Source organism: Vibrio alfacsensis (genome assembly GCF_019670485.1).
Taxonomy (GTDB): domain Bacteria; phylum Pseudomonadota; class Gammaproteobacteria; order Enterobacterales; family Vibrionaceae; genus Vibrio; species Vibrio alfacsensis.
This window is the reverse complement of the sequence record NZ_AP024165.1, coordinates 1,041,225-1,055,121: the sequence shown is the minus strand read 5'-3', so window position 1 is coordinate 1,055,121 and position 13,897 is coordinate 1,041,225. Positions and strand designations below refer to the sequence as shown.

Here is a 13,897-nt window from a genome sequence, read left to right as displayed (position 1 = left end):
CGTAGTGCATCTTAAATTTTGAATTCTTGTGAATCTTAGAATTTCACCAGAGCTGAGCCCCAAGTGAATCCGCCGCCAAACGCTTCAAGAAGCAATGTTTGACCACGTTTAATTCGACCATCACGCACCGCTTCATCTAGTGCAGTAGGCACGGTTGCAGCTGATGTGTTGCCGTGTTTATCAAGTGTAATCACGACTTGGTCTAGTGACATCGAAAGTTTCTTCGCTGTCGCTGAAATAATGCGGTAGTTCGCTTGGTGCGGTACTAACCAGTCTAGTTCAGACTTGTGCATATCGTTCGCTTCAAGCGTATCTTTAACTAGCTTAGATAGCTGAGTTACTGCCACTTTGAATACTTCGTTACCCGCCATGTGCAGCCATTTGTCAGCATCTTTGCCACGCTCTGGCACAGGTAGGCTCAACAGATCGCCAAATTGGCCGTCTGAGTATACGTGTGTAGAGAGAATGCCCGGCTCTTCACTCGCGCCAATCACTACCGCGCCTGCCGCATCACCAAATAGGATGATGGTTGAACGGTCCGTTGGATCACACGTTTTAGACAATGCATCTGCGCCAATCACGAGTACGTTTTTACACATACCTGATTTGATGTGTTGGTCAGCAACAGACAATGCGTATACAAAGCCTGAACAAGCAGCGGCTAAGTCGAATGCAGGACAACCTTTAATGCCAAGCTTTCCTTGCACCTGACACGCAGATGAAGGGAAAGTATGGCTACTGCTCGTGGTCGCAACGATAATTAGGTCGATATCATTTTTATCAATGCCGGCCATATCGATAGCATTTTCAGCTGCGTAGAATGCCATGTCTGCAACCGTTTCATTTTCTGCTGCAATTCGACGCTCTTTAATACCAGTGCGAGCGACAATCCACTCATCACTTGTATCTACCATTTTCTCGAGATCTGCGTTAGTACGCACCTGAGATGGCAGGTAGCTGCCAGTACCTAAAATTTTGCTATACATGAAGACTAATAATGCCTCTCGAGTAAAACCGCTTCCAAACGATCGCTAATACGGCTGGGTACTTGTCGTTTGACCTCGTGTACTGCCTCACCAAGTGCATTGACAATAGCAGATACATCCGCACTTCCATGGCTTTTTATGACAATGCCGCGCAATCCTAGCAAACTTGCGCCGTTATACTGGTCGGGGTTCAGTGTTTTTAGTTCATTAAATAGCCGAGAAAACAACTTTCTAGCAATCCAACCTTTTATTGATGAAGCCATCATGCTGGTTTTTATTTTTTCGATAAAAAGTTGAGCTGTTCCCTCACTGGCTTTCAAGCATACATTACCAACGAAGCCGTCACACACGATGACATCAGCAACGTCATGTAAAATTTGATTACCTTCAATATAACCGACAAAGTTAACAGCGTCGGTCTGAGAAAGCATTTCAGCACAGCGTTTGACTAAATCGTTCCCTTTTATCTCTTCAGCACCGATATTCAGCACAGCAACACGAGGGGGACGTCGTAAATGCTGTTCCACTAGTGCACTCCCCATCACAGCGAACTGAAACAGGCTATCTGCATCGCACGATACATTCGCACCAAGATCAAGCATCCAAGTACGTTTTCCGCTTATGGTTGGTAAAGCCGAAACTAAAGCAGGTCGTTCAATGCCAGGGAGTAACTTAAGAATAAATCGGGAAAGCGCCATCAGTGCGCCAGTGTTTCCACCGCTCACACAAGCATCTGCCTCGTTTTCAGAAACGAGATCGATGGCCACGCGCATAGAGCTGCCTTGGCTATTACGCAATGCTAATGATGGTTTTTCTGAATTTGATATCACTTTCTCGCTATGGCGTATGCTTAAACGAGAACTGGGAGATATACCTAATTGAGATAATTGAGACGTGATCAAATGTTGATCACCTATAAGAATCACTTTTAGCTCTGGGAAATGAGACAGTGCCTGCACGGCGGCAGGCACTGTTACGCGTGGACCGAAATCCCCGCCCATTGCATCAAGTGCAACGGTAATATTTTGCAAAGGATCAACCTTACTTGTTGATAACCTTTTTGCCACGGTAGTAACCTTCAGCAGTTACGTTGTGACGTAGGTGAGTTTCACCTGAAGTTGCATCTACAGAAAGTGCAGCTGTAGTTAGTGCATCGTGTGAACGACGCATACCACGCATTGAACGTGACTTCTTGCTCTTTTGTACGGCCATTGACCCTACTCCTATACTATTGGGTTCAAAGCTGAGAAAGTATTAGAGAATACCTATTACTTTTTCAAACTTTTCAAAACGTCGAATGGATTCGGTTTCTCTTCCTCAATTTCTTCAGGAATTTCACCAAAAACCATGTTATTTGAATCAACGCTACAATCCGCTTCATCATGCATTGCAATTTGAGGTAATGCTAAGATGAACTCGTCTTCAACCAGTTGTATAAGGTCTAATTCACCGTACTCATTTAGATCTACCAAATCATAAATTTCTGGTGCTTCCTCTTCTGTCTTCTCACCGTAGTAAGGAGTGTAAAGGAATTCAACTTCACACGGATGTGTGAATACCTCATTACAACGCTGACACTCTAATTCGACTTCGATGTTAGCTTTACCAGAGATAACAACAAGTCGCTGTTCATCTATCTCAAATGACAATGAGACTTCTGCGTCGCGTTTTACGCCATCAGTCATTTCCGCTAAGCGTTTAAAAAGACTAGCTTGGATGATGCCATCGTAATCTAATCGTTTCTGTGCCGCTTTAGCCGGATCAACCGTTCGCGGTAATTTTACCTTTTGCATAGGGCGCGAATATTATCTTCCAAATCAAAATTAGTCAAAGAAAAAGGCAAAAAAGTTATACTTTTTTACGCTTAACATACAGAGCATTAGCCAGAATCAATTTCAATCGATTATGCTATAGAAAATGCTTGCGTGAATTGTAATTCAAAATGAAAAATTACCAACTTGTTTTAGCCTCAACTTCACCTTTTCGTAAACAATTACTCGAAAAACTGTCGTTACCTTTCGTTTGTTTGTCCCCACAATGCGATGAGACACCTTTGCCTAATGAGACACCATTAGAACTGGTAAAAAGACTCGCTATTGGCAAAGCAACATCCTGCGATATCGTTCAAGCCAGCTTAGTGATCGGTAGCGATCAAGTGTGCATGATAGATGGTCAAATTATCGGTAAGCCCCTTAACCGTGAACGTGCCATCGAACAATTACTTGCTCAAAGCGGCAAAGCAATTACTTTTTATACTGGACTTGCCGTATACAACTCAGTGACGAAGCACACCGACGTCGGTGTAGATACGTTCGAAGTTCACTTTAGAGAGCTAACGCAAGAACAAATTGAACGTTACGTCGATAAAGAAGAACCCTTTTATTGTGCTGGCAGCTTTAAAAGTGAGGGGATGGGTATTTGCTTGTTTGAAAAATTGGTCGGCAAAGATCCTAATACGCTTATAGGACTACCTTTAATTGACTTAATCGACATGCTTCAAGCTCAAGGGTTTGATGTGCTCTAGTGCTCTAGTGCTCTATTGCTCTATTGCTCTATTGCTCTAGCACCCAATAATACGGTGGCCGAACATCAAAACGTCCATCCGACATTGTCTCAAGTGATTAAGTTCGAATGGCTAAGTTTCAAATGATTAAATTTTAAATGAATAAGTATAGAGGGACAAAAGGGAGTCCATGACTCCCTTTCTATTGTTATTTTGCCTTAGTCAATTCGCTTTTTCTCAAGCCAACAAGCACTTTTTCAAGTTTCGCGCCCATCGGTGCATTGATTTCCATCCACTCGTCATTGGTTGGATGTTGAAACTTAATATTTGCAGCATGCAGGAACAAACGGTCGAGCCCGACTTGTCCTGTGTAAGCATCAAACCGGCGATCGCCATAACGATCATCCCATGCAATAGGATGCCCTGCATATTGAGTGTGCACACGAATCTGATGAGTACGGCCCGTAATTGGACTCGCTTGAATGAGTGTCGCTTGTTCAAACTTTTCTAAGATTTTAAAGCGTGTCTCAGATGGTTTACCATTTGGATTAACTCGCACGATGCTGTTCACTTCGTTTTTTAGCAGCGGCGCATTCACCATCTTACAACTGTTTTTCCATTGCCCCATTACGAGTGCAAAGTAAAACTTCTTAACCGTTTTTTCACGGAATTGCGCCTGTAAGTGGCGAAGTGCGGAACGCTTTTTCGCTACTAACAAAATACCTGAAGTATCGCGGTCAATACGATGGACCAACTCAAGGAAACGAGCCTCTGGACGCAACGCTCTTAGTGCCTCAATCGCACCAAATTTAAGGCCGCTACCACCGTGAACCGCCGTACCAGATGGCTTGTTCAAAACCAGTAGATGATCGTCTTCAAAGATGATCATATTTTCTAGCTCTGCGACCTTATTCAACTTGGTACTTGGTGCTACATCGGCTTCTTTACTTTCAACCGTGACTGGCGGAATACGCACAAGATCACCAGCTTTCAGTTTATACTCAGCTTTAACGCGTTTTTTATTTACACGTACTTCCCCCTTACGCACGATTCGATAAATCATACTTTTCGGGACGTCTTTTAATTGGTTGCGTAAAAAGTTATCAATACGCTGACCCGCCATATCTTCGTCAATGTCGACGAACTGGACTTGTGTTCTTATTTCGCTCATGGCCGCTATTGTAAACGCAAATCTGTACGACTTCACATTATTCTTGATACAAAAGAATTAGCGAACGGCAAAAATGACACAATAAGCTGCCAACCTTTTGTTTAATTTATGAAAACCGTCATCTGAGTTCAGTGCATATTGCGTATCTTTATCAATATTCCACTTCCAAATGCTTATGAAACAGCCAGTTATAAATTATAAAAATTGAATTTAGCGCTGATTTTTCTATCGTTTGCGTGAAAGCCGATTGCTGATATCCACGAGCACTGCTATAGTTCACAGCTGCTAAGGAGGGTTTGGTTACATTTTGTTCACTACCATTCATTTATCCCCAGCAATGAGAGTAGGCTGTTGAAGCTCAAGTGCAGCACTGGCGTAAGACACGTTGAATTCAACACACTTGCCTCTCTACTCCTCGCATATTCACGTTGAGTATCTACCGCCCGAATAGCGGGTCACAAGTTTACGTTTCCAAAGAAACCCAAAAAATTTGTGATGACTGAAGTGCCCCAGAGCATCCCCTTCCAGCCGGGAGGCTGCAAAACATAGCCATGGGATCAGGCACCGTGAAATAGCGAAAAAAAGTGGCAAGTAATTAAAAATATAAAGAAAAGACAACGAGAATTTTCAATGAAAAGAATGTTAATTAACGCAACTCAAAAAGAAGAGTTGCGTGTCGCTCTGGTTGATGGCCAGCGACTTTTCGATCTTGATATCGAGAGTCCAGGGCATGAATCTAAAAAAGCGAATATCTACAAAGGACGTATTACACGTATCGAACCAAGCCTTGAAGCCGCATTTGTTGATTACGGTGCTGAGCGTCATGGTTTCCTCCCTCTTAAAGAAATTGCCCGCGAATATTTCCCTGAAGGTTACACTTACCAAGGTCGTCCAAGCATTAAAGAAGTGCTGACTGAAGGTCAAGAAGTCATCGTACAAGTGGAAAAAGAAGAGCGTGGTAGCAAGGGCGCAGCTCTAACTACTTTCATCTCTCTAGCAGGCAGCTACCTTGTTCTTATGCCTAATAACCCTCGAGCTGGCGGTATTTCTCGCCGTATCGAAGGCGACGAGCGCACTCAACTAAAAGCGGCACTAAGCACACTAGAACTGCCACAAGGCATGGGTCTAATTGTACGTACTGCTGGCGTTGGAAAGAGTGCAGAAGAACTTGAGTGGGATTTGAACGTACTACTTAACCATTGGAGTGCGATCAAAGGCGCGGCAGATTCTAATCCTGCACCTTTCTTAATCCACCAAGAAAGTAACGTTATCGTTCGTGCAATTCGTGACTACCTACGTCGTGACATCGGTGAAATCCTAATCGACAGCAACACCATTTATGAGCGTGCTAAAGAGCACATCAAATTGGTTCGTCCTGATTTCATCAGCCGCGTTAAAAAGTACGAAGGCGAAGTGCCACTATTTAGCCACTACCAAATTGAAAGCCAAATCGAATCAGCTTTCCAACGTGAAGTGCGCCTACCGTCTGGTGGTTCTATCGTAATCGACCCAACAGAAGCTCTAACTTCTATCGATATTAACTCTGCTCGTGCAACGAAAGGTGGCGATATCGAAGAGACAGCACTGAACACCAACTTAGAAGCAGCAGACGAAATCGCTCGTCAATTGCGTCTACGTGACCTTGGTGGTCTGGTTGTTATCGACTTTATCGATATGACACCAGTACGCCACCAGCGTGAAGTAGAAAACCGCTTACGTGAAGCCGTTCGTCTAGATCGTGCCCGCGTTCAAATCGGCCGTATTTCTCGCTTCGGTTTGTTAGAGATGTCTCGTCAGCGTCTGAGCCCTTCTCTGGCAGAAGCAAGTCACCATATTTGTCCTCGTTGTACGGGCACAGGTGTGGTTCGTGACAACGAATCTCTTGCACTTTCTGTTCTTCGTCTGATCGAAGAGGAAGCGCTAAAAGACAACACTGCGCAAGTACTTGCCGTTGTACCGGTACCAATCGCGTCTTACCTTCTCAACGAAAAACGTCGCTCTGTGAACCACATTGAACGTAACCAAGAAGTGAAAATAACGGTTGTTCCTAACTCAGATATGGAAACACCGCACTTTGAAGTGATCCGTGTTCGTGAAGGCGAAGAGTTTGACCTGCTTTCTTACCTACTTCCAAAGAAACTGGAAGCAATGAAAGAAGCAGAAGGTAAAGATACGGGTGAAACTGAAATCAAACCAAAGCGTATTGAAGAACCTGTACTAAAAGGTTTTGCTGCGCCTCAAACCGCTCCAACTCCAGCTCCAACTTCAAAACCTGCGCCTGTAGCTAAGAAGAAAGAAGCAGAACAAGAAGAGAAGCCAGGTCTATTCAGTCGTCTGATCAAAGCACTAGGTAACTTCTTCTTTGGTGGTTCTGAAGAAGCAAAAGAAGAACCAAAACAAGAAGAGAAGAAACCAAATCGCGATAACAAGCGTCCTCGACGTGATCGTAACGACCGCCGCCGTGGTAACCAACGTGATAACCGCGATAATCGTGAAAACCGCGATAACCGTGATAACCGTGATAACCGTGATAACAAGCGTCGTCGTAAACCTCGCGATGAGCAAGCGTCAGAGCAGAACGAAGTACAACAGCAAACGAACAAACAGCAAAACCGTAACCAGAAGCGTAAGCCTAAAACTCAGCAAGCTGAAAAAGCTCAAGAGTCTAAAGCAAATGCAAAAGTAGCGGAGAAAGGCCTGCTGTTAGCGGCTGAAGCTCGTACTGAACCAAAATCAGAAGAAAGCAACGCGAAGCCAAACGCGAAAACAGAAAAAGTGAAAGAGCGCCGTCAACGTCGCAAACTGAACAAAGCTGTACGTGTTAAAGATCAGCTTGCATCTGAACAAGTTATTGAAGAACCAATTCAAGCGGTTCAACCTGTAGAGACGCCTGTTGAAAAAGTAGTAGAGCCAACTTTAGATACAGCAGTCGACACGCAGCAAGATAACAAGCAAGGCGAAAAACAACGCCGTAATCGTCGTTCACCACGTCACCTACGTGCAAGTGGTCAACGTCGTCGTCGCGGTCGTGATCGTCGCCCTAACCCATTCCGCCTACGCAAGGGTGGTGTTGCCTCTCCTGAGATGGCAATGGGTAAAGTGATGCCACGTTACATTCCAAAACCAGCTCCTAAGAAAGAAGAGCAAGTAAAAGAAGAAAACGTAGTAGCACCTGCAGTGTCATCAGCATCAGTACCAGCGATGCAAGGTGGCTTTGCTTGCCCTGAAATGGCAATGGGTAAAGTAATCATTCGTCACGAAGCACCTGTGATTGCAGAAGCACCAATGGTTGTTACTGAAGCACCAGTTGTTGAAGATAACGTTCAACAAACAGTAGAACCAATCGTAGATGCGCCGATCGTGGAAACAGCCTTGACTGAGAACACGGCATCAGAAACGGCTGAAACACCAGTTGAGCCAATCGCTGAAAGCGTTGAAGTGCCAGTAGCTAAAGTAGTAACGGAAGAAACTGAAAGCGCTGTGGTAGAAACGCCAGTTCAAGCTCCAGCTGTAGAAGAGAAGAAGGAAGCTTCTGTAGAAGTCGCTGACAAGGCTCCTATCGCAGCAGTAGAGACTAAAGCGAACGTTATTCAGGTTGTGTCTAAGCCACGCGCTAGCGCACCTATGACAAAAGCACCTGGTCCTCAAGAGCTTCGCGAAATTTCTGTAGCGCCAGCACCGTTAAAAACTGAGCGATACGCATCTAAAGGTGCGGGCAGCCAAGTTGCGACAAACCGTGCGTCTGCAAAAATGACTAAGCCAAACTTTAGCTAATCAAAAAATACGCGAACTAATTGAAAGGCTGCCGAAAGGCAGCCTTTTTTGCTATTTATCTCTCTCATTCATATTGTTCACATTAATATCAATGACTGATCACATTTGTGGTTCATTATTCGTATCATTCTTGAACTTAATCACACTTTTAGGTAGCATTCGCCGACTCTAGTTTTCGACACCATTCTGATGCTGCTCTTTTCCATTACAGTTTGTACTGATAATTGTAAGCGATATACCTGTTATTAGTACTGATGCAAACACGAATATGTGTCGAGAGAAAATTCATAGCCAAAAGAGCTCGATAATAAACATGTTCGAATTTCCGCAATTTTCTAAGCACTCCGTAAAGAACGATGTGCTATCAGGTCTGACCGTTGCTCTTGCATTGGTACCTGAAGCTGTAGCCTTTGCATTCGTCGCCGGCGTAGACCCTATGGTTGGTCTATACGCGGCATTCATTGTAGGCCTTATCACATCAATTTTTGGTGGCCGTCCAGGCATGATTTCTGGTGCAACTGGCGCAATGGCCGTTGTCATGGTTTCTCTAGTTGCTAGCCACGGTGTTCAATATCTCTTTGCTGCCATCATGCTAGCCGGCATCCTCCAAATTGCTGCAGGTCTATTTAGACTGGGCAAGTTCATCCGAATTGTGCCTCACCCTGTCATGATTGGTTTCGTCAATGGTCTTGCTATTGTCATTTTCCTAGCTCAGCTTGGTCAATTCAAAGCACCAGACATCAACGGTATGTTAACGTGGCTTCCTCAAGAGCAAATGTTACTCATGCTAGGTCTTGTTGCATTAACAATGGCTATCATTCATTTTCTACCTAAGTTCACAACAGCAGTACCATCGTCTTTGGTTGCAATCGTAACCGTTACCGCTCTTGTGATTGGATTGGATCTTGAAACACGCACCGTTGTCGATTTTCTACGCACCATGTCTGGTGACGAAGCCGCAACCTTAGCAGGCTCACTACCAACATTCGCTATTCCGACCGTACCGTTTACGCTAGAAACTCTGCAAATTATCTTGCCTTACGCGATTATTCTAGCGGCTATCGGTCTCATTGAATCATTGCTTACGCTGACGGTTCTCGATGAGATGACAAACTCTCGTGGTCAATCCAACCGCGAATGTATCGGCCAAGGTATGGCGAACATGACATGTTCTGTATTTGGCGCGATGGGTGGTTGTGCGATGATCGGTCAATCAATGATCAACGTAAACTCAGGTGGTCGTGGCCGTCTATCAGGTATCGTTGCTGCAGTCGCACTGCTGATTTTCATCTTGTTTGCATCATCACTGATTGAGATGATCCCACTAGCGGCGCTTGTTGGTGTCATGTTCATGGTTGTGATTGGTACGTTTGAGTGGGCAACATTCAAGCTTGCACGCCGTGTGCCTAAGCAAGACTTCTTCGTTATTGTTCTCGTTACGGTCGTCACTGTACTCACAGACCTTGCCGTCGCCGTCGCGGTTGGTGTGATTGCATCAGCACTGATGTTCGCATGGCAACACGCAAAACACATTTACGCAGATACACGCTTAAATGATGAAGGTTCAAAAGAATATAAGATCCACGGTCCAATCTTCTTTGGTTCTGCGGCCAATTTCCTTGAACTGTTTAACGCTCACGGCGATCCAAAAGACATCATCGTAGACTTTGCGGATTCTCGTGTCACCGACCATTCAGCGATTGAAGCGATCGAAACGCTCGCAGAACGTTACGCAGCCCTAGGCAAGACATTGCACCTACGTCACTTAAGCCCGGACTGCCGTAAGCTTCTCGATAAAGCAGGCAGTTTGGTGGAAATCAATGTCAAAGAAGACCCTAGCTACAAAGTCGCGACTGACGTATTAGCAGGTTAATAACACAAAAAGGGATGAGCATGACTCATCCCTTTTGTTAATCTGGTGATTACTCGCTATTGAGCGATTATGCAGACTATAGTTTTTTCAAAAGGACGTCTGATGCTTCTTCTATGAGATCAAGTACCAATTCAAAGCCTGCATCTCCACCATAGTATGGATCTGGAATTTCATCGTAATCTGAATCTGAATGGCTCAAAAACAGTGAAATTTTACACTGATGCTCAACAGGACATAGATCCAATAGATCGCTAAGATTTGCCTTATCAGCGGCTAAAATCAGATCAAACTCTTCAAAATCCGACATTTTTACTTTGCGGGCTTTCATGCCTTTAAATGAATAACCTCTCGCTTCACCCGCTTGCATCGCTCGTGAATCAGGACGACTTCCTGAATGGCAACTAATTGTACCAGCGGAATCAACGGTTAAAGGGATGCTCTGCTCCAGTGATTTTGCTCTCAGTACCGCCTCGCCTGTTGGTGAGCGACAAATATTACCCATGCAAACTACCAGTACCTTTTTCATTTTATTCCCTGAATTATCGGTGGTTTTTCTTCACGATTTGTTGATCTATCATAGCGAGATAATTTAGCAAACCCAAGCACACGAATCACAGGAAGTATTATGTCTATCGACGAGAACAAAGCCGCGCGTCACAAAGCTCGCCAACAAAAAGTCAAAGAACAGGTAGACGCAAAAATTGCGGCCGCTCAGGAAGAAAAAGGCCTATTACTGATTATTACTGGCAATGGGAAAGGCAAGTCAACATCGGGCTTTGGCACTATTGCGCGCGCTGTTGGGCATGGCCTAAAGTGCTCAGTAGCTCAGTTCATTAAGGGCACATGGGATAATGGCGAACGGAACTTACTTGAAAAACTAGGTGTTGAGTTCCAAGTAATGGCAACTGGCTTTACATGGGAGACTCAAAACAAGAGTCAAGATACTGAAGCTGCGCAGTTAGTATGGCAAGAATGTAAGCGTATGCTGCAAGACGAATCCATCGATGTGATTCTATTTGATGAACTGACCTATATGGTTAGCTACGGGTACATTGACTTAGATGAAGTTGTTGAAGCGCTGAACAATCGTCCTAAGATGCAGTCGGTGGTCATCACAGGTCGTGGGGCTCATCGTACTCTTATCGAGATGGCTGACACTGTATCTGAAGTAAAGAATGTAAAACATGCTTTTGAATCGGGCGTTAAAGCACTCAAAGGCGTTGATTGGTAAATTTGCCAGTAACCAATTTAAATTACCGGCTCATTTGCTCGTTTGTCCCCAGACTTTACATCTAACTGATAGGCATAAAAAGGGTTAGCGTAATGCTAACCCTTCCTTACAACGGTTCTTCCCGAGACCAAAGAACTAAATTAGCGAAATAGATTTTTTAACAATCCATCTACGGCTTCTTTCGTTTTCTCATCTTTAATTTTGTCCGTTAGCTTTTCAACGCCACGATCGATTTCTTTCTGTGCTTTTTGCTTCAACACATCATCAAAAACTAGCTTGAACTTAGGATCTGCCCATTTCCCAGAAACATTAATTGGAATGGTAATATCTTTAAGTTCGTCGATATTCTTACCACCTTGGCCCTCTAACGACCCAACAACCGAAGTGCTGATCGTAAAGTCCACTGTCTCATTTAAGTAATTCGCAGCCCCTTTACCACGCACACGCAATAATGGCGATTGAGCTTGAAGATCATCGGTAGAAACCTGGCCTTTATTCAGCTTGAGGGTCGCCGTCATCGCACTAAAGTCGGTTTTCTTCGTTTCGTCAGTCCCCTCTAGACTATGACCTTTAAACTTCGCGTAGTTTTCGCGAATCAATTGAGCAACGTTAATGCCATTTACGGCACCATCAGTAAAGTTAATCGCGATCGTGCCGATAAGGTTTTTCTTCACCCCTGTAGGCGTCAAGCTTTTGCCACTGACGTTCACATCAATATTACCCGTGCCCTCTAACATGTCGTTATCTGCTACATCAACAAGTAGTGGTTGCACATGTACACCTTTGATTGATTGCTTCGCGCTATAGCTTGCAGGAGAGTGACGAGCATCTAATTTAGCGGTTGCTGAAATCGTTCCTTGGTAAAGCTTAGAACTGAAAGATGCTAACTCAAATACCCCGCGATCAATCGAGAAGTTCGCGTTTACCGCTTCCATTTTTGCGTTAGCCAGTTTGAACTGATCGATCGTAATGTCACCTTTCACATCCAATGTTTTCAATGCTGATAGATCCGGCTCTACCTCTGGGCCTAATGGAGCACTAGTACCGCCTGATGTAGGTTTGTCATCCGCCGGCGCTTGCTTGTTTAAGCCGAGGAATTCATCTAAATCGATGTTTGGACTATGCACAGCAAAACGAACCTTAGGAATGTCGCCCAGAGTTACATCTGCTTTACCATTGAGCGCAATCGCATTCGCGGTCAGTTTCTCTAACACAAAACTCAAATGGCTCTTGGTCAAATCAAACGAAAGATCTGAAGTCATGTCAACTTTCATTGGCGACTGAGGCAGAGCATCACCATCAAAGCTTGCGTTCAATGTCAGTTTGTTTAGTTGCACTTTGCTGATCGCCTTATCGACTGACAGCTCACCGCCACCTTGCATATCCAGCTTCATGCCACCCGCTTCACCTTTTAGCGCGTAGCTTAGGTTGTTTACCTTATTGAACTCAAACGTATCTAAACCAATGGTTGCTGATTCAATCTTGTTAGTAGCATCAGCATAAGTTGCATCAAAGTTGATGTTTTTTAATGCGTAGCTGGCAAGGCCTTTTGCCAATTTGAAATCCGTTTTGCCTTGCGCAGTGAACGTTTGGGCGTTCATCTCACCTTTCACGCCAAAATCAGCCGTTGTCCAGTGATCAAAAGCAAACTGAGAGAGGTTTAGTGAGATATCAGAAAGCTTGATATAGGTGCCAGCTTGCTTGTCTTGAACTTCAACATAGCCGTTTGAGATAGAGACGCCTGCAAGATTGATCGTCCAATCAGAACCTGAACTTTGCGATTCTGCGGCTTGTTCTGACGCCGCTTCTCTCGTTTGTTCTGCTTGCTGAGTTTGTGCTTGGGTTAACGCATCGATGTTTTTAGTGCCATCTTTCAATGTTTCAAGATAGAACTCAGCGCCATCCAGTGTGACCTTGCCAATTTCTAACTGTTTGCTTAATAGTGGCATAACAGAAACATCAACACCCACAGTGTCGACTTTAAACAAGTTTGTCTGGCTAAAGCCTTGTGGGTTTCTTAACTCAGTTCGACCCAGTTCGAAACCAATTGATGGGAAAAACTGCCAACTGATGTCTCCTTCAACGACCAGCTCTAGGCCCGTTTGCTTTTGTGCTTGTTCCACGATAAGTGGCTTAAACTGATTAGGGTTAACAAAAACAACCAACGCTAAAACGACGGCCAAAATCGCCACAACCGGTATGGCAACAATTAAGAGCAGTTTCTTCATTCGCATTTTCCTTGCTCGTGTGTTTTCAAAATTATAATAGCTGACTCAGCATTCCTAAGACCGTTCCCTTAGTTTGCGAAAAAGTCTTTTATCTACTTTACAACTGGCTAATTTAAAAACAAAAAAAAGAA

At 44.3% G+C, this 13,897-nt stretch carries 11 protein-coding genes; 4 read left to right on the top strand and 7 right to left on the bottom strand.

The annotated features are described in order from the left end of the window. Positions 1–35 precede the first annotated feature (35 nt). Genes VA249_RS04815 through yceD form a run of 4 tightly spaced genes read right to left on the bottom strand, consistent with a single transcriptional unit; the run spans position 36 to position 2,779 of the window. Positions 36–986, bottom strand: coding sequence for a beta-ketoacyl-ACP synthase III (locus tag VA249_RS04815; RefSeq protein WP_221069138.1), 951 nt, complete (start codon positions 984–986; stop codon positions 36–38). Positions 987–991: 5 nt separating this feature from the next. Next, positions 992–2,017 (bottom strand): phosphate acyltransferase PlsX, encoded by a 1,026-nt coding sequence (gene plsX / locus VA249_RS04810; RefSeq protein WP_128811219.1) that lies wholly within the window; start codon positions 2,015–2,017, stop codon positions 992–994. A 10-nt stretch (positions 2,018–2,027) separates the two neighbouring features. Then, on the bottom strand, positions 2,028–2,198 hold the full coding sequence (gene rpmF / locus VA249_RS04805) for a 50S ribosomal protein L32 (protein WP_004414666.1): 171 nt from the start codon (positions 2,196–2,198) through the stop codon (positions 2,028–2,030). A gap of 56 nt (positions 2,199–2,254) precedes the next feature. After that, the gene (gene yceD / locus VA249_RS04800) at positions 2,255–2,779 is read right to left on the bottom strand and encodes a 23S rRNA accumulation protein YceD (RefSeq protein WP_128811220.1); all 525 of its coding nucleotides are present in this window, start codon (positions 2,777–2,779) and stop codon (positions 2,255–2,257) included. Between the two features lie 149 nt (positions 2,780–2,928). On the opposite strand from yceD, the gene VA249_RS04795 reads away from it, so the two are divergent. Next, positions 2,929–3,510 carry a Maf family protein gene (locus VA249_RS04795; RefSeq protein WP_221069137.1) on the top strand — a complete coding sequence of 194 codons (582 nt, stop codon included), beginning with the start codon at positions 2,929–2,931 and terminating at the stop codon, positions 3,508–3,510. 187 nt (positions 3,511–3,697) lie between these two features. Here the strand turns inward: VA249_RS04795 and rluC are convergent, their stop codons facing one another. Next, positions 3,698–4,660: a 23S rRNA pseudouridine(955/2504/2580) synthase RluC gene (gene rluC / locus VA249_RS04790; RefSeq protein ID WP_221069136.1), complete on the bottom strand. Its 963-nt coding sequence runs from the start codon at positions 4,658–4,660 to the stop codon at positions 3,698–3,700. Positions 4,661–5,290: 630 nt separating this feature from the next. Here rluC and rne point away from each other — a divergent pair. Then, positions 5,291–8,434: a ribonuclease E gene (gene rne / locus VA249_RS04785; protein ID WP_221069135.1), complete on the top strand. Its 3,144-nt coding sequence runs from the start codon at positions 5,291–5,293 to the stop codon at positions 8,432–8,434. 313 nt (positions 8,435–8,747) lie between these two features. Beyond that, complete coding sequence (locus VA249_RS04780; protein WP_211919692.1) at positions 8,748–10,307, top strand: SulP family inorganic anion transporter; 1,560 nt, start codon at positions 8,748–8,750, stop codon at positions 10,305–10,307. Between the two features lie 76 nt (positions 10,308–10,383). Here VA249_RS04780 and VA249_RS04775 read toward each other — a convergent pair whose 3' ends face one another. After that, the gene (locus VA249_RS04775; RefSeq protein WP_221069134.1) at positions 10,384–10,833 is read right to left on the bottom strand and encodes a low molecular weight protein-tyrosine-phosphatase; all 450 of its coding nucleotides are present in this window, start codon (positions 10,831–10,833) and stop codon (positions 10,384–10,386) included. Positions 10,834–10,932: 99 nt separating this feature from the next. Here VA249_RS04775 and cobO point away from each other — a divergent pair, with 99 nt between their 5' ends. Then, positions 10,933–11,538, top strand: a complete 606-nt coding sequence (gene cobO / locus VA249_RS04770; protein ID WP_221069133.1) for a cob(I)yrinic acid a,c-diamide adenosyltransferase — start codon at positions 10,933–10,935, stop codon at positions 11,536–11,538. Between the two features lie 140 nt (positions 11,539–11,678). Here cobO and VA249_RS04765 read toward each other — a convergent pair whose 3' ends face one another. Beyond that, positions 11,679–13,766 carry an AsmA family protein gene (locus VA249_RS04765; RefSeq protein ID WP_221069132.1) on the bottom strand — a complete coding sequence of 696 codons (2,088 nt, stop codon included), beginning with the start codon at positions 13,764–13,766 and terminating at the stop codon, positions 11,679–11,681. Between the last annotated feature and the right edge of the window lie 131 nt (positions 13,767–13,897).